This window comes from Bacillus infantis (assembly GCF_008180445.1).
Classification (GTDB): domain Bacteria; phylum Bacillota; class Bacilli; order Bacillales; family Cytobacillaceae; genus Bacillus_AB; species Bacillus_AB infantis_B.
Genome location: NZ_VTER01000014.1, coordinates 48,654 through 64,592, shown reverse-complemented (window position 1 = coordinate 64,592; position 15,939 = coordinate 48,654). Strand labels below are relative to the sequence as shown.

13 protein-coding genes are annotated in these 15,939 nt (G+C 46.5%); 9 read left to right on the top strand and 4 right to left on the bottom strand.

Annotated elements, in window-relative coordinates; genetic code table 11:
• Positions 1-2 precede the first annotated feature (2 nt).
• From FZD51_RS22120 to gnd, 4 genes are all read left to right on the top strand, one after another.
• Positions 3-1,703: an IseA DL-endopeptidase inhibitor family protein gene (locus FZD51_RS22120; protein ID WP_148976728.1), complete on the top strand. Its 1,701-nt coding sequence runs from the start codon at positions 3-5 to the stop codon at positions 1,701-1,703.
• 279 nt (positions 1,704-1,982) lie between these two features.
• Positions 1,983-2,954 (top strand): LacI family DNA-binding transcriptional regulator, encoded by a 972-nt coding sequence (locus FZD51_RS22115; protein ID WP_148976727.1) that lies wholly within the window; start codon positions 1,983-1,985, stop codon positions 2,952-2,954.
• Positions 2,955-2,981: 27 nt separating this feature from the next.
• Positions 2,982-3,548, top strand: a complete 567-nt coding sequence (locus FZD51_RS22110; RefSeq protein ID WP_148976726.1) for a nucleotidyltransferase family protein — start codon at positions 2,982-2,984, stop codon at positions 3,546-3,548.
• Positions 3,549-3,666: 118 nt separating this feature from the next.
• Positions 3,667-4,593 (top strand): phosphogluconate dehydrogenase (NAD(+)-dependent, decarboxylating), encoded by a 927-nt coding sequence (gene gnd / locus FZD51_RS22105; RefSeq protein ID WP_222928625.1) that lies wholly within the window; start codon positions 3,667-3,669, stop codon positions 4,591-4,593.
• A 157-nt stretch (positions 4,594-4,750) separates the two neighbouring features.
• Here gnd and FZD51_RS22100 read toward each other — a convergent pair whose 3' ends face one another.
• Positions 4,751-5,599: a MurR/RpiR family transcriptional regulator gene (locus FZD51_RS22100; protein ID WP_148976724.1), complete on the bottom strand. Its 849-nt coding sequence runs from the start codon at positions 5,597-5,599 to the stop codon at positions 4,751-4,753.
• A gap of 213 nt (positions 5,600-5,812) precedes the next feature.
• Between FZD51_RS22100 and FZD51_RS22095 the strand changes: the two genes are divergently transcribed.
• Positions 5,813-7,156 carry a GntT/GntP/DsdX family permease gene (locus tag FZD51_RS22095; RefSeq protein ID WP_148976723.1) on the top strand — a complete coding sequence of 448 codons (1,344 nt, stop codon included), beginning with the start codon at positions 5,813-5,815 and terminating at the stop codon, positions 7,154-7,156.
• 158 nt (positions 7,157-7,314) lie between these two features.
• Positions 7,315-8,859 (top strand): gluconokinase, encoded by a 1,545-nt coding sequence (gntK, locus tag FZD51_RS22090; protein ID WP_148976722.1) that lies wholly within the window; start codon positions 7,315-7,317, stop codon positions 8,857-8,859.
• Positions 8,860-8,902: 43 nt separating this feature from the next.
• Here the strand turns inward: gntK and FZD51_RS22085 are convergent, their stop codons facing one another.
• Positions 8,903-9,901: an inorganic phosphate transporter gene (locus tag FZD51_RS22085; protein WP_148976721.1), complete on the bottom strand. Its 999-nt coding sequence runs from the start codon at positions 9,899-9,901 to the stop codon at positions 8,903-8,905.
• Positions 9,902-9,914: 13 nt separating this feature from the next.
• Complete coding sequence (locus FZD51_RS22080; protein ID WP_148976720.1) at positions 9,915-10,532, bottom strand: DUF47 domain-containing protein; 618 nt, start codon at positions 10,530-10,532, stop codon at positions 9,915-9,917.
• 415 nt (positions 10,533-10,947) lie between these two features.
• Between FZD51_RS22080 and helD the strand changes: the two genes are divergently transcribed.
• The 3 genes from helD (at position 10,948) to FZD51_RS22065 (ending at position 14,407) form a co-directional block, all read left to right on the top strand.
• On the top strand, positions 10,948-13,206 hold the full coding sequence (gene helD / locus FZD51_RS22075) for an RNA polymerase recycling motor HelD (RefSeq protein WP_148976719.1): 2,259 nt from the start codon (positions 10,948-10,950) through the stop codon (positions 13,204-13,206).
• A gap of 367 nt (positions 13,207-13,573) precedes the next feature.
• A complete protein-coding gene (locus FZD51_RS22070) occupies positions 13,574-14,095 on the top strand; it encodes a YtxH domain-containing protein (protein ID WP_148976718.1) in 522 nt (173 codons plus the stop codon).
• A gap of 54 nt (positions 14,096-14,149) precedes the next feature.
• Complete coding sequence (locus FZD51_RS22065; protein WP_148976717.1) at positions 14,150-14,407, top strand: GlsB/YeaQ/YmgE family stress response membrane protein; 258 nt, start codon at positions 14,150-14,152, stop codon at positions 14,405-14,407.
• Positions 14,408-14,769: 362 nt separating this feature from the next.
• On the opposite strand, the gene FZD51_RS22060 is transcribed toward FZD51_RS22065, so the two are convergent.
• Positions 14,770-15,627, bottom strand: a complete 858-nt coding sequence (locus tag FZD51_RS22060) for an RluA family pseudouridine synthase (protein ID WP_148976716.1) — start codon at positions 15,625-15,627, stop codon at positions 14,770-14,772.
• Positions 15,628-15,939: the final 312 nt, after the last annotated feature.

Here is a 15,939-nt window from a genome sequence, read left to right as displayed (position 1 = left end):
AAATGAGAAAACTCAAACTTATAGCCATACTGCTGGGCTTTTTGCTGCTTGGAGGATGCACGTTTCTTCCTGAGCCGGTCAGCCTTATACAGGCGCCAAGGCCCCCGGCAGAAAAGATTCAGGAAAAAGAAAATCTTGAGCCTGTCGCCAAGCGGTTCCTCCCTGCAGATGCAATTTTAGCGGTTCCTGACAGGCCGGTTGGAGGAAGCAGCATACTGGAAGCGGATTTTGATGGAGATGGGTCACCGGAAGCGGCAGTTTTCTACAAGCTCAAAGGAGACCCCGGCAAACCAGGGACTCTTGTTCTCAAAAAAGTGCAAAAAGAATGGACTTTGCAGGAAGATATAAAAGGCATTGGATTTGATGTAGGCTGGGGTGCGGCCGCCGACGTGACAGGGGATGGAGCGGATGAACTATTGCTGGGCTGGAGCATCGGCGCTTCAGCAGGAAGCACGCTCAATATTTTTTCCTTTGCTGAAGGCTCCCTGAAAAAGATTGGCCAGGAAAACTATCACGAGCTGGAAATGGTCCGCCCTGAAGAAGGATCTTTCTATTCATTGGCCGTATGGGCACGCGATCTTGCTGACGTATATCAGGTTGATATGCTGTCATGGGACGGCAGCCGCTTTACTTCTGATAAAGAGCTGTATCCAGCTTACTTCCCTAAAGTTTCACAATATTATAAAGCAAGGACAGCTGAAGTCCCTGATGCAGCAATATACTGGTATTTCCTGGCTGAAGCGCAGGTGAAGGAAGGAAAGCCCGAAGAAGCAATCCAATCAATAGAAAAGGGCATGAACCTAAACATGATTATGCCGGGTTACAGCAAGTTTTCAGAGCTGAAAGACGAAATTATAGCCATGCTTGGAGACAGGAAAGGACAGGATACTGCTTTATATATTCCCGAATCTGACCTGACGCTCGCTATCCCGCTTGAATTGTTTCCTTATTTGACTGTGGAAGGATCTCCCGGCACAAGCAATGAATACAGCTTATCTGCAAGCATCAAGCCCGAGGGGGAGGAAAAAGGGCAGCTGTTTGATATTGTGATTTATCCTAAAGATGCAGGAGAACCCATGGATGAAAAAGATTTACTGAAGCTTTTTGAGGATGACCTTTATATATATATGGTCAGGAAAGGGTGGAAAAACCCCTATCCCACGGACAGTCCTGCTTTCGAACTTTACAGCTTGGCAGTTTCTAAAAAGGATGAAATAATCTCCAGTCTGAAGAGGGGTTCTCCTGTACAGAAGCTCGAAAACCTGGAGGAAGAAATGCTGGCTGCTGCAATCAATGAAGCGGCACAAAAGCGCTGGCATGTTCAAAGCGGCGGCAATATAGAAGAAATGGAATCCATTACGATCGATGATTTGGACTATCGCTTTATGGGCAGGGATCTTGATTCAGAATCAAAGCTGATCCAGTATTTTTCATCTTCCTTTACAAATGAAGCCATTTCAGCTTATATCACTCATTCAGGCATCAAGGAACATAATGGAAGGCTCGTGCAGCCTAATGCAGATGGCGGGTCCATCATGGGCTATCAGCATGCAGAAATCCTTCAGATGAAGGATGCCGGTGACGTGAAAGAGTTTGATTTAAAGGCCCCGCTTGGTGATACACTTTTATACGAAACTTTTCATATTGAATTTGAAAAAACAAAGGCCGGCTGGAAAATTTCCTCCATGCCGGGAAGCTTTTAGTTCCTGAACCATCCCCTGCGGCCGGGGATGGTTCATTTCTGTCATGCTGCTCATGTTATTTTTCATGATCCTTGCTGCTGCCTTTTCTCAGGCTTAAGCTATAGGCAGCAGCTGATATTATTGAAGCGCATAGAAACAGCAGGCATAATATCCCTTGCATCCGGTGTCCTCCTTCCTGAATTTCTCAAACCATAAGAGGAGCTTAAAGTATGAAATGCGTTCCAGCGCAAGTGAAAATGCCGCACATGCTATAATGCTGATAAGCAAGGAGGTCAGGAGATGGCGAATATCAGAGAAATTGCCAAACTGGCAAACGTGTCTGTGTCAACAGTTTCCAGGGTGCTTAATAAGCATCCTTATGTGGCAGAAGAAAAACGGCTGGCCGTCATGAAGGCCATTGAAAAGCTCGATTACATCCAGAATATCAATGCAGTCCATCTGTCAAAAGGGAAGACCAGGACGGTAGGGGTTATGCTGCCATATGTGAATCACCCTTATTTTTCTTCCCTGCTGGAAGGGATTGGAGAGGAAGCTCTAAAGCATGAGTATGGCCTTCACCTTTTTCAGACTGCCTATGATCCTGATAAAGAAATAGAGGCACTCGCAAAGATGAAAATGAGGATGGTTGATGGGATGATCATTCTTTCCCGGAAAAGCAGCTGGAGCAAAATGGAGCCATACTGCCTCAATATGCCTGCAGTCATTTGTGAAAAGCTGGACCATCCTTCTGTCAGTGCTGTCTATATCGACCATTATAAAGCGTTTCGCCAGGGGCTCGATCATCTGCTGTCTAAAGGGTATAGGAGAATCGGCTATTGCATTGCCAGGAGAACCGGCACAAACAGCATGCTCCGGTATCAGGCATTCTGTGAAGGATTGGCAGAACAGAATATCGCCGTTACAGAGGATTGGATTTTTGACAGATGCCTGGGCATTGAGGACGGCGAAAGGGTGGCCAGGCAGCTTTATGGGATGGCAGAGAGGCCGGACGCACTGCTCGTCAGCAGCGATCAGGTGGCAGCCGGCATCATTGCAGAATGGAGCAAGCTGGGACTCAGGATACCAGGTGATCTGGCTGTTTTAAGCTTTGATAATCATCCGATTTCCAGGGCACTGCAGATTACAACGATGGATCTGCCTGTATACGAAATGGGCCAAACAGCTTTCAGGCTGTTCCTGGAAAGGCTCTCAAGCGGACAGGCAAAACAGATGGAGGCAGAAGCAGCCCTGATTGAAAGGAAAACCGTCTGAAGGGACATGTTGCAGAGGAGTGAGTGTATGGAATTAAACAGTGAAGAAGATATAGTAAAGGCCATTCAGGACGACGTCTGGATGATGGACATCCTGAAAGCGGCTGAAGCTGCCGGGCTGCCGGACTGGTGGATTTGTGCCGGGTTTGTCCGCTCTAAGATATGGGATGTTTTGCATGAAATCCGGGAGAGGACGCCCCTCCCGGATATCGATGTCATATATTTCAATAAAGAAAATACTGGTGAAGCTTCTGAAAAGGAGGCTGAACAGCTGCTGCGGAAGCTGATGCCCGGTGTTCCATGGTCCGTAAAAAATCAGGCAAGGATGGCTTTCCGGAACGGGATGCCTCCTTATGCTTCTTCACTTGATGCTGTTTCCAAATTTCCTGAGACAGCAACTGCGCTTGCTGTTACCCTGGATCAGGGCCGGCTGCAATTGGGTGCCCCCTGGGGAGTGGAAGATGCCGTCAGCGGAGTGGTCAGGCCGACCAGTTTTTTCCTGGAGAATGAAGAGAAAAGGGAAATATACCGCCAGAGGATAAAAAAGAAAAAATGGCATCACAGCTGGAGCGGGCTGTGCATTCAGCAGATTTAAAAGGGCTATAAAATAATCCAGCAGAAATAGGGCATGAATAAGGTATTCGGCAGAGGTTGTAGTGATTGATTTTTGGAGATAAAATGTTATAGTTGAAAAGGATTTTAATCAAAGGCTTATGCTGTACATAGGAGGAAGAAACGTGAAGCTAGGTATAATTGGACTGGGCAAAATGGGGTACAATCTTGCCCTTAATATGAGAGACAAAGGCCATGAAGTGGTGGCTAATGATGTAAATACAGAAGCAATGGAAAAGATTTCGGCAGAAGGCGTCGCGACGGCAGCTTCGATTGAAGAGCTTGCAGCAATGCTCCCTTCTCCTAAGGTTATCTGGATGATGGTGCCTGCCGGAGACATCACTGAAAAGGTTCTGAGCAGTGCAGCAGCTGTGCTGACAGAAGGAGACATCATCATCGACGGCGGAAACTCCAACTACAAGGAAACTCTGCGCCGCGGGGATGAACTCGCAGAGAAGGGCATCCATTATATCGACTGCGGAACAAGCGGCGGCCAGGAAGGTGCACGCCATGGCGTCTGCACGATGATCGGCGGCGACAAGGAGGCTTTCAGCGTAGTTGAGCAGCTGTTTGCCGATATTTCTGTTCCGAACGGCTATCTTTACTCTGGAAAGCGCGGCAGCGGCCACTTCCTGAAAATGGTCCACAATGGCATTGAGTACGGAATGATGCAAGCTTTTGCCGAAGGCTTTGAAATTCTTGAAAAAAGCAATTTCGACTATGATTACAAAGAAGTATCGCGTGTATGGAATAATGGTTCTGTTATCCGTTCATGGCTGTCTGAGCTTCTGGAAAATGCGTTCAGCAAAGATCCTAAGCTTGAAGGCATCAGAGGTGTCATGAATTCTTCAGGAGAAGGCAAATGGACAGTAGAAGCAGCACTTGACTTCCAGGCGTCTGCCCCGGTTATTGCGATGTCCCAGTTCATGCGCTATCGCTCACTTGAGGATGATACATTCCACGGCAAGGTAGTGGCAGCACTCAGGAATGAGTTCGGCGGTCATGCGGTCGTAAAAAGCGGCGAATAATAAAGAATGATCCTGCCTAAGCAGGATCTGAAGACTGCAGATAAATTCAATGAAAATTGAATGTCTGCAGTCTTTTTTTTGCTGGTTATGCTGTGAATTTTGCTGTTCACAGCCGTACCTGAAATACGCAGCATATAAAGCGTTTTCATTTTTGGGGTTAAATCCGTTTTGAAGAGATGGCATTTCTCATTTTCCGAAGCGCCTGCTTTCCTTCCTCTTTGCGGGCGATCATGACGTTTACATATAAGGCATCAATGATGCTCAGCTGGGCAATGCGGGATGACAGGGCCTCTGAGCGGTAGTCTGTTTCTTCGGCAACCGTGTAAAGGGCGATGTCGGCCTGCTGAGTCAGCGGGGTTTTGGCAAAGTTGGTGATGCTGATCGTCCTGGCGCCGTTTTCCCTGGCCACCTTCAGCACTCCGATCATATCCTTCGTTGCCCCTGAATGGGAAATGAACACGGCCGTATCTTTATCGGACAGCTGGGAAGCTGACATAAGCTGCAAATGGGAATCACTGTTGGCATGGACGGTAAGTCCGGTCCGGATGAATTTGTGGTAGGCATCCTGCGCAATGATTCCTGAGCCCCCGCTTCCGAAAAACTCAACCTTTTCCGCCTGCAGGATTGCTTCCACAGCCATTTCAAAAGCTCCTCCCCTTATAAGCTTCAGGGTATCCTCCAATGTATTGATATTCGACCGGAACACTTTTTCCGAGACTGTAAGAACGTCATCCTCCTCCTGGATCGTCTCATGGATATCCTTTATCGGTGCGACAATTTCAGAGGCAAGGGCTATTTTCAGCGCCTGATAGCCTTTGAAGCCAATCCTTTTGCAGAAGCGGAAAACCGTTGAATCTGCAATCCCTAAATCATCTGCCAGCTGATTGATGGAGCTGTGGACAATTTTTTCGGGATTGTCCAAAATATAGTCAGCTATTCTTTTTTCTTTATCACTGAATTTGGAATAATGGGTTTTAATGCGGGCAAAGCAATAAAGAGTTTCCATTGATGCACTCCCTATCAAATTTTTCTATAGTTCTATTATAAAAGAAAAAAATTTCTTTGAAAACGGTTGCAATCAGAAAAAAATTTTATATAATAAAAACATAAGGCGAAAGAATTTTTTTTCATGTATTAATAGATAAAGAAGAAAATTATTTCGTATTCTGTCAAATTATCAGAAAACAAAATGTAAGCGTTTAATAGGGGAGGAACTAAAATGTCTGGTTCAATGCTTATTTTAGTAGCAATGGCAGGAATCTTCCTGCTGCTGTTTCTTGTAATGAAAACCAAGCTCCATGCTTTCGTCGCGTTGCTCCTTGTCAGCCTGCTTGTAGGGATTGCTGCAGGAATGCCGCTTGGAGGCGTCATCGAATCTGTCCAGAATGGCATGGGGGGAACCCTCGGGTTTGTAGCTGTCGTAGTCGGGCTCGGGGCTATGTTCGGCCGAATGCTGGAGGTTTCCGGCGGGGCTGAGCGCCTGGCGCAGACGATGATCAAGAAATTCGGGGAAGATAAAGCACAGTGGGCCCTAGGGATCACGGGCTTCATTGTAGCCATACCAGTATTCTTTGATGTCGGCTTCATTATCCTTGTGCCGATTGTCTACGGGCTTGCCAAGAAAACAGGTAAATCCCTTCTGTACTACGGGATACCGCTGCTGGCAGGATTGGCTGTCACACACAGCTTCATTCCCCCTACTCCAGGGCCTATCGCGGTAGCTGACCTGATTGGCGCAGACTTGGGCTGGGTGATTCTGTTTGGTATTTTAGCAGGTATACCTTCCATGATCATTGCTGGTCCGCTGTTCGGTAAATTTATTGCCAAAAGGATTCATGTTACCATTCCGGAATATATGAATATCGAAGAAAAAGAATATGATAGGGAACTTCCAAGCTTTGGAATGATTGCAAGCATCATCTTCATCCCGCTCGTACTGATTTTAATCAATACAGTGTCCGGTGTTGTGCTTGAAGAAGGAAATGGCCTGCGTGCTGTATTCACTTTCATGGGACATCCATTTGTTGCTCTGACGCTGGCTACCCTGCTGGCATTCTATTTCCTCGGCACAAAGCGCGGTTATTCCCGCCAGGAAGTGCAGGATATTGCAACGAAGTCTCTTGAGCCAGCCGGGATCATCATCCTTGTAACCGGTGCCGGCGGTGTCTTCAAGCAGGTTCTGATTGATTCAGGTGTTGGACAGGTTCTGGGCGATATGATGGCTTCGTCATCACTGCCGCCGATCCTGCTCGCATTCCTGATTGCTACATTTGTCCGTGTAGCCCAAGGTTCGGCAACGGTCGCGATGGTAACAGCGGCAGGCCTTATTGCCCCGCTTATCGAAATCATGGGACTGGAAGGGCCCGTCCTTGGATTGATTGTAATCTCTATCGCGGCAGGCGCAACCATTTTCTCGCATGTCAACGACTCAGGGTTCTGGCTTGTTAACCGCTACTTCGGCCTTGATGTAAAGGACACGCTCAAGTCCTGGACTGTCATGGAAAGCTTGATTGCGATTGTAGGATTCCTGGTTGTCTTTATAATCGGATTCTTTATTTCTTAAAAAAGAGGCAGACCAATATAAAGGAGAAAGGGAGCGGCAGCGCTTCCTTCTTCTGTATTCCTGGACTTCTTCCAGAGGGGAGAGTCCATATCGGTGTATGTTATTTTTGATTCGTTGTAAACTTAAAAAGAGAGCTTTAAAAGATTGGAGAGGTTCAAATGACAGCTGAAAAGTATATGCTAGGAGTGGATATCGGGACGACGAGCACAAAGTCTGTCCTTTTTAATAAAGAAGGCAAGGTGGCTGCCAAGCATTCTATCGGCTATCCTTTACATACGCCAACCCCGTCGGCTGCAGAGCAGGATCCGGATATCATCCTGGCAGCCGTGGCAGGCACCCTCAAAGCCTGCATGGAAGAAGGGGGCATAGGTTCAGCCGACCTGCTGTGCGTGAGCTTCAGTTCTGCCATGCACAGCGTCATTGCTGTGGATGGGGATGGGATACCCCTGACCAAAAGCATTACATGGGCGGATAACAGGAGCGCCGGATGGGCCGAGAAAATTAAACGCGACCTGAACGGCCATGAAATCTACTTGAGGACAGGTACACCTATCCATCCTATGTCCCCATTATCCAAACTGCTCTGGATGAAAAATGAGGAGAAACAAATCTATAATCAGGCGGCGAAATTTATCTCAATCAAGGAATATGTATTCTTCAAATTCTTTGGCGAGTATGTTGTCGATTATTCCATTGCATCTGCAACAGGCATGTTCAATCTTAAAAATCTGGCATGGGATGCTGAAGCGCTTGAAATAGCCGGAATTGAGGCGGATAAACTTTCTAAGCCGGTTCCGACAACCTGCACCCTGAAAGGCCTGAAAGAGGAATATCAGAAGCTGACAGGACTTGATGCCTCGGTGCCTTTTGTAGTGGGGGCGAGCGACGGAGTACTATCAAATCTAGGAGTCAACGCGATCGATCCCGGCGTCGTAGCTGTTACAATCGGAACTAGCGGGGCCATCCGGGCTGTGACCGATAAGCCTGTAACAGATCCGAAAGGAAGGATTTTCTGTTATGCGCTCACTGAAAAGCATTGGGTGATAGGAGGACCGGTCAATAACGGCGGCATGATTTTCCGCTGGGTCCGGGACGAACTTGCTGCCTCCGAGGTTGAGACTGCCAAGAGGCTGGGAATGGATGCCTATGATGTGCTGACAAAGATTGCGGCTGCGGTCCGCCCCGGCGCGGACGGCCTTATCTTCCATCCGTATATGACAGGCGAAAGGGCGCCTTTATGGAACAGCAATGCAAGAGGTTCATTTTTTGGACTCAGTCTTCACCATAAAAAAGAGCATATGATCCGCTCTGTCCTTGAGGGTGTTATTTATAATCTGTTCACCGTCCTGCTGGCCCTGGAGGAACTGATCGGGGAGCCGAAAAAAATCCAGGCGACAGGCGGATTTGCAAGATCTGAGCTGTGGAGGCAGATGATGGCCGATATTTTCAATCAGGAGGTCGTCGTGCCTGAGAGCTATGAAAGCTCCTGTCTGGGCGCGGCCATCCTGGGCTTGTATGCCGTAGGTGAAATTGAGGATCTGAGCATTGTGTCAGGCATGGTGGGGGATACCTTCAGCCATAAGCCGAATCCTGAGAATGCAGCTGTTTACCAGGAGCTGCTGCCGGTCTTCATCCGCCTATCCAGAGCACTTGAAGGCGAATATGAGAATATTGCCCGCTTCCAGAAGAAGCATCTGGGCTGAAAAAAAAGCTATTGGAGATAGGCTCCAATAGCTTTTTTGTTGTTTAAAAAATAGCATTCAGCAATAAGTACACAAGACCTGCGATCGTAGCGGAAATCGGCAGGGTGATGACCCAAGTGATCAGCATCCGCTGTGCCGTGCCCCATTTAACGCCTTTTAGACGGTGGGCTGATCCAACTCCAAGAATAGAAGAAGAAATGACATGGGTTGTACTGACCGGCAGGTGTATGGCCGTTGCGCCGAATATGATGGCTGCGCCGGTCAAATCAGCTGCAACACCGTTGATGGGGCGGATTTTCATGATTTTGCCGCCGACAGTCTTGATGATCTTCCAGCCGCCGACAGATGTACCAAGACCCATTGCCAGGGCACAGGAGAACTGGACCCAGAACGGGATATCATCAGTTGTGACATAGTTATTGGCAATGAGCGCCATTGTAATGATCCCCATTGCTTTCTGGGCATCGTTCGTACCATGTGTGTATGACTGCAGGGCAGCCGTGAAAATCTGGAACAGGCGGAAATTCCTGTTTGTTTTTGTCAGGTTATTGTTCTTAAAAACAACCTTGAAAATGCTGTAGACAATGAATCCGACAACAAATGCGATGAGCGGAGAGAAAATCAGCGCCTGGATGATTTTCATGAAGCCCCCGTAATTAAGGGCCTGGAATCCTGCCGCTGCTATTGCTGCTCCTGCAATGGAGCCGATAATCGCATGGGATGAACTGCTCGGAATCCCGTAATACCATGTGAGCAGGTTCCAAAAAATCGCAGCAATCAATGCTGCCAGGATGACGATTGATCCGTTCTGCAAAGTGAAGGGATCAACGATATCCTTTGTAATGGTTTTGGCTACTCCTGTAAAGGTCATAGCCCCGACAAAGTTCATAGTGGCGGCAAGAATAATGGCATGCCTTGGCTTCAGCGCTTTCGTTGAGACGGCTGTGGCAATGGCATTGGCTGTATCATGGAAGCCGTTGATAAAGTCGAAGGCCAATGCCCCTATGACAATCAGTATAGTTATGATGAAAATGGAATCCATTTATGAAAGCTCCTTACGCATTCTTCATGATGATGGTTTCTAGGGTATTGGCGACATTCTGGCAGCTGTCAGCAATGTCTTCCAGGTTTTCATAAATTTCTTTATATTGAATGATGCGGATTGGATCTTTTTCAACTGAAAATAAGTGCTTGATGGACTGGCGCAGGACCCCGTCACATTTTGATTCGTAGTCTTTGATTTTGATGGCATGCTCCCTGATCTCAAGAAGCTTTTTGGTTGAAAGCAGCTCTACAGCCTTTTCGATTTCCAATGAACAGCTGCGGATGGCATCAACAAATTTAAGCATATAATCGTCTGCCTGTGTAATCGAGTACATCTCAAACAAGGCAGCACAATGTTCAATCCCATCAAGGACATCATCCATGCTCATCGCAAGGTGGAGGATATCTTCACGCTCAATCGGAGTGATAAAAGCATTATTAAGTTCTTTGATGACTTCGTGGACAAATGTATCGCCTTTTGTTTCATACTCTTTCATCGTTTCAGAAAAAATCTTCAGATCACTGACATTTTTCAATTTGTAATCGGCAAAATAGTGAGCTCCCTCTTTTACGTTGGAAGAGATGCTGCTCAGCAGAATTGCAAACTTGTCCTTCTTCTTGAAAACCATATTTAAACCCCCATTTGTTAAATGCCTAGAACCAAAAGCTGATTCAGCGGATGGCAAAGTGCGTAGCGATTAGTTACATAGTATACCCGCTATCCAGCTAAAGAAGCTCTTTCATCCAATATTCGTGAAGATTTCCTGCTGCTGCTCCAGCGAAAAAATCCCCCAAACGAAAACATTTTATATGAAATTTGTCGAATAAGGTAGCATTTCGCTCAAAATTTACAAAAACTTAATATAAATAATATACAAGGTGAAAATTTATATGGTAATAATCCTGTAAATTTACATTTTTACCTGCTGAAACAGAAAGGTATTGTAAGTGGTTGATTTTTCTGATAATATAACTTTCTGCTCCTTACAAGCCCATATGAACTTCTTTCTCAAGCGGCTGAATTGGAATGAAAGGAGAAAGCATATGACATCAGACCAGCATCCCGATTATCAGAAGGAAAGTAAACGGCTCGATTTTACCAGAAAATATATGGAGGCTGTCATTAAAACAGCACAATCCAGCAAAGACCAGTTCAAGGAAAATATGAAAGAAGCCTTTCAGGACACTGACTGGCTCGAATCAAGCTTAAGCTATTCCTCCATTTTGACAAACGCCCGTTTTTTTGAAATGTCTAAAGATGAGCTGTCAAGCCTCCGAAATGCCCATCCAAAACCTTATTTTGCCCGGCTTGATTACCAGCATAAAGGCCAGGAAGAGAAGGAGAGTCTGTATATTGGAAAAACCTCACTCTATTCCAGGGAAAACCAGGAACAGATTATCGTGGACTGGCGGTCCCCGATTGCCAATCTCTATTATGAAGGCAGACTTGGAAGGGTTGAATATGAGGCCTACGGTGAAAATTACGATGGCCAGCTGACATTAAAAAGACAGCTAATGATTGAGGATGGCATTCTGGAGGAAATCCGGGACATCGATCTAACCACTACCGACGAACTGCTTCAGGATTCCCTCGCCAAAAGCTCCAGCAGCCGGCTGACTGAAATTATTTCAACAATCCAGGAAGAGCAAAACCGCATCATCAGGGCTGATCTGAACAAGCCCATCATCGTCCAGGGAGCGGCGGGAAGCGGAAAGACAACCATCGCCCTCCACCGGATCAGTTATTTCATTTATCAGTACAAAGAGAACTTCCTGCCGGAGCAGCTGATGATCCTGGCTCCGAGCCAGCTGTTCATAGACTACATATCAGAAGCATTGCCTGAGCTGGGTGTGGAAAGAGTCAGGCAGACGACGTTTCCCGAGTATGTCTTGCAGTGCCTATCCGGGAATCTCTCCATCTCAGAAGACAGGAAGCTCATCCAGCTTCTTGAAGAAAAAGGGGACGGATTCGGGCTCAGAGTTTCAGAAATCAAAGGATCCCGGGTGTTCAAGACCGTCTTAGATCAGTACTTAAAGAGCATCTCTTATACCTTTTATCCTTCTGACGACTTTATGGCGGATAAGTTCCGTCTATTCAGCAGAAAGAAATTCATCAGGCTATTTCATGAAGATTATCATTATCTTCCTTATTTCCGGAGGCTTGAAAAGCTTAAGGGCATCCTACAAGGCGATTTGAAAAGGAAGAAAAAGAATATCCTCGCCAAAATTGAAGCCTACTATGACGAACGGATTGACAGGGCCATATACCGCGGCAAGGATGCGGAAAAAAGAAGGGAATATGTCTCGCATGCCCTTGATCAAAAAGCCGGGCGGCTGAAGGATGTCCAGAAGAGCATCAGAAGGGCTGTGCCCGACTATATGAAACAGTTTCCGAAAAAGAAGGCGCTGGATTATTATCGTGAGCTTTTCGAGGATCCGGCAAGGATCGTCCGTTTTTCAGGGAATGAACTGAGTAAAGGAGAAGCAGAAGAATTATGCAGCTATTCACTTTCCCTTCTCTCCAAGAAGAAGGTTGAACGGGAAGATCTGGCTGCCCTTCTGTATCTGCAGACAGAGCTTTACGGGGTTGATAAAGATCTAAAGGCAAAAAATATTGTCATAGATGAAGCCCAGGATTACAGCTATATGGAGATATATGCTTTAAAAAAGGCCTGTGATACAGATATGTTTACGCTGGTGGGAGATCTCGCTCAGGGAATCCATTCCTACCGGGGGCTAAAGGCTTGGGAACCGGTTGTCAGCGAAATATTCCCGCGTGCTACCTATACTGAGCTGCAGAAAAGCTATCGGACGACAATAGAAATCATGGAAAAAGCAAACCGCCTGCTGAAGCTCCTGCCTTACTCCTTTCCGCAGGTGGAACCTGTTGTCAGGCATGGTGAGAGCCCGGCTTTTATAAAAAGAGAAGAAGGAGCCGGGCTCGCGCGGCAAATTGCAGAAAAGGTAAAGGAGCTGCGGAAAGAGCAGCTTAAGAACTTTGCTGTCATCGGTAAAACAATGAAGGACTGCCAGACTTTATTCGATTATTTCAAGGAAGAGACTAATGAAAAAGTCCGTCTGCTTGCAGAACAGGAAAGCATTCCGAAGGATGAAATCGTAATTGTTCCTTCCTATTTATCCAAAGGACTGGAATTTGATGCAGTATTCATCGTTTCAATACATGAAAAATATGATGCATCTTTAGAAATCGATATCAAGCTTCTATATGTGGGAATGACCAGGCCGCTCCACCGGCTGTACTTTTACGGAGGGGAGAAGGCCGATTTCCTGCTTGAAGAATAAAGCGTCAGAAGAATCCTGTTGAACAGGATTCTTTTTTGTTAGACACCAATTCTGCTGATGGAAAATTGGGCTCGTTTTAGAAAAAATCTTTGCAGGAAATCCGTTTTGGACAAGTTTTCCAGGGGAAGAAGATTATTACATTATCGGCGGAGGCCGTTTATATAAAATGGGCGGCTGCAGCGGGAGCAGCCGCTTTCGGTTTTTCTGGAACATTTTGACGCAGGGACAAGACCAACTATCTTATTTTCCCGCTGTGTAAAAATTCACCCTAGCAAATAAAGGAAAGAAGACGCATGTTTTAGATTTTGAAGCTGGGGTAATTTATTTGTACAAGCAGCAAACAACAAACCGAAAAGGAGGGTGATGATTGAAAAAACTCTATTCGGTACCGATTATTGCCATCTTAATTTTTCTTATAGGCTGCAGCAACGGGCAGGAAGCTGAGCAGGAACTGAATCAGGCGGCAGATGAACTGGAACAGTCAGCTGAGGAAGCTGCTCAAACTGCCAAAGAGAAGACCGAAGAGGCTGCTGAAGATGTTAAAGAAAATGCGCCAGATACGATTGCTAAAATCAAAGGTGCATTAGAGGAAGGCAAAGAAACTGTTAAGCAAGAAATGGTCGAAAAAGGGGATACTGTTAAAGCGGAGGAGGATTTTTACCTCGCTGCGACCCCAGAGGCCTATGACAGTCTCTACGATTTCATCCAGATCAATGATTATGATGGAATTAAACAGCTGGAAGAAGAAAAGGATGCGCTGCTTGTAGAAAAAGGAACCGAACTTGAAGTGCTGGACCGTGATCCGGTCCGTGTGAAAGTGGCGGTAAAGGCCGGAGATGAAGAAGGCTTTGCGCCAGTCAATCTGTTAGAGCCAGCTGGCAACAGCTGATGCTTTTATAAACTTAATTCTGCAAAACAAAAAACTAATTAGGAGTGAGAAATTATGTTAAGTTTTCTTTGGGCATTAATTATTGGCGGTATCATCGGGTGGATTGCAGGCATGATCGTAGGAAGAGACATCCCTGGCGGCGTCATCGGTAATATTATCGCAGGTTTCGTCGGAGCTTGGTTAGGTACATTGATTCTTGGCGACTGGGGTCCTGTTGTAGCTGACTTTGCTATTATCCCTGCCATTATCGGTGCAATCGTTCTGGTATTTGTGCTAAGCCTGATCATGAAAGGTATGCGTAAAGCAGACTAATACAGGAAAGCCCCTTTTTGAGGGGCTTTTTTTGTGTTTGATTATCTATTGTTTCACTACGGCCCATGACTGGAACCCTCTGTGTGGCTTTTGAATGTCTTAGAGGGTCTTAGTCGTCTGGACTAGAGCCCTCTGTAAGGCTAATAAGAGTCTAGAGGGTCTTAGTCAGCGGGACTAGAACCCTCTGCAGGGCTAATAAGAGTCTAGAGGGTCTTAGTCAGCGGGACTAGAACCCTCTGTAAGGCCAATAAGAGTCTAGAGGGTCTTAGTCAGCTCGACTGGAACCCACTGTAAGGCTTTTCACAGTATAGTGGGTTTCAGTTGGCTAAGCCAGAGCCATTTATTGGCTTCTGCAGAAAGATTTAAAGCTCCTCCGGCTGAAAGCCTCTGAACATTTCCGGGCTGTCGGTTACAGGTGCGTAACAGACCACTGCTTCCTCTGTAAAGGGATGCGGCACCTCCAGCTTGGCAGCATGAAGGGCCTGCCGCGGAAAGGCGGGGCTGCCGCCATACAATCTGTCCCCGGTCAATGGGTGGCCCATATCACTGAAGTGGACCCTGATCTGATGAGTCCTTCCTGTTTCCAGCCGGCAGGACACAAGGGTCAGCTGCTCTCTTGGAAATATTGCAGCAACTTCATAATGAGTGACCGCCTCCTGACCGCCTGGGGAAACCCGCCTTCTTGTAGGGTGATGCCTGTCCCGCCCAATCGGCTTGCGGATCACCCCTTTTTTTTGTTTAATGATCCCGTCCGCCATGGCGATATAGGTCCGCTTGATTTTTCTTTCCTTAAGAAGCTGATCAAGCATGCCTCCTGCAAGTGCATGCTTGGCGAACAATACAGCACCGGTTGTATCTTTATCAAGGCGGTGGATGTGCTTGACCTGGCGGTACTCCCCTTTGGCCAGGAGATGATAGGCAGCTGCGTTGGCAAGCGTGTCCTCCTGCATCGGCTCATTGGGGTGAGTATCCATGCCGGCAGGCTTGTTGAGAATCAGCATATGTTCATCCTCATACAGCACGTCAATTTCATGGTATGCAGGCTTTACGCCGAAATCTTCTTCAGCAAAAAGCTTTAGCCCCAGCCTGCTGCCTTCACTAAGCGGTGATGTCCAGGCGGGAGCTGAGCCGTCCACTAATATGCTTTTTTCCATCCGCATTAAATGTATCTGCTTTTTAGGGGCCTTCCAGCGGCTGCGGAGAAGCTCCTCAAGCGTCATGCCCTCCCAGTGGCTGGGGATTATAATTTCAAACCATTCACCTTTTATCTTCGTAATGATACAAAGCCCTCCTTCAGCCAGTATTTTCCTATAATAGTAAGCGGTTAATTCACATATAAATCATACATGAAAAAAGTTTCCATGCAATGGATGCCTGCATCCGATTCATATCTCCCCAGTATGCTCCATTATTGTATAATTGTAAGCAGGTAAGCCAAAAGACATATTTTTATGTAAAAAAAAGCGGTTTCTTTATTCGTGATTTCCTAGGCTATGTAAAAAAATGCCGTCTCTATGGGTATAATTACCACC

Bases quoted from the DNA above. Each gene is read 5' to 3' on its own strand.
- helD (WP_148976719.1), top strand. From the start codon at position 10,948: ATGACATCAGACCAGCATCCCGATTATCAGAAGGAAAGTAAACGGCTC.
- FZD51_RS22060 (WP_148976716.1), bottom strand. From the start codon at position 15,627: ATGACGCTTGAGGAGCTTCTCCGCAGCCGCTGGAAGGCCCCTAAAAAG.
- FZD51_RS22110 (WP_148976726.1), top strand. From the start codon at position 2,982: ATGGAATTAAACAGTGAAGAAGATATAGTAAAGGCCATTCAGGACGAC.
- FZD51_RS22100 (WP_148976724.1), bottom strand. From the start codon at position 5,599: ATGGAAACTCTTTATTGCTTTGCCCGCATTAAAACCCATTATTCCAAA.
- FZD51_RS22120 (WP_148976728.1), top strand. From the start codon at position 3: ATGAGAAAACTCAAACTTATAGCCATACTGCTGGGCTTTTTGCTGCTT.
- FZD51_RS22085 (WP_148976721.1), bottom strand. From the start codon at position 9,901: ATGGATTCCATTTTCATCATAACTATACTGATTGTCATAGGGGCATTG.
- gntK (WP_148976722.1), top strand. From the start codon at position 7,315: ATGACAGCTGAAAAGTATATGCTAGGAGTGGATATCGGGACGACGAGC.
- FZD51_RS22080 (WP_148976720.1), bottom strand. From the start codon at position 10,532: ATGGTTTTCAAGAAGAAGGACAAGTTTGCAATTCTGCTGAGCAGCATC.
- FZD51_RS22115 (WP_148976727.1), top strand. From the start codon at position 1,983: ATGGCGAATATCAGAGAAATTGCCAAACTGGCAAACGTGTCTGTGTCA.
- gnd (WP_222928625.1), top strand. From the start codon at position 3,667: ATGCTGTACATAGGAGGAAGAAACGTGAAGCTAGGTATAATTGGACTG.
- FZD51_RS22065 (WP_148976717.1), top strand. From the start codon at position 14,150: ATGTTAAGTTTTCTTTGGGCATTAATTATTGGCGGTATCATCGGGTGG.
- FZD51_RS22095 (WP_148976723.1), top strand. From the start codon at position 5,813: ATGTCTGGTTCAATGCTTATTTTAGTAGCAATGGCAGGAATCTTCCTG.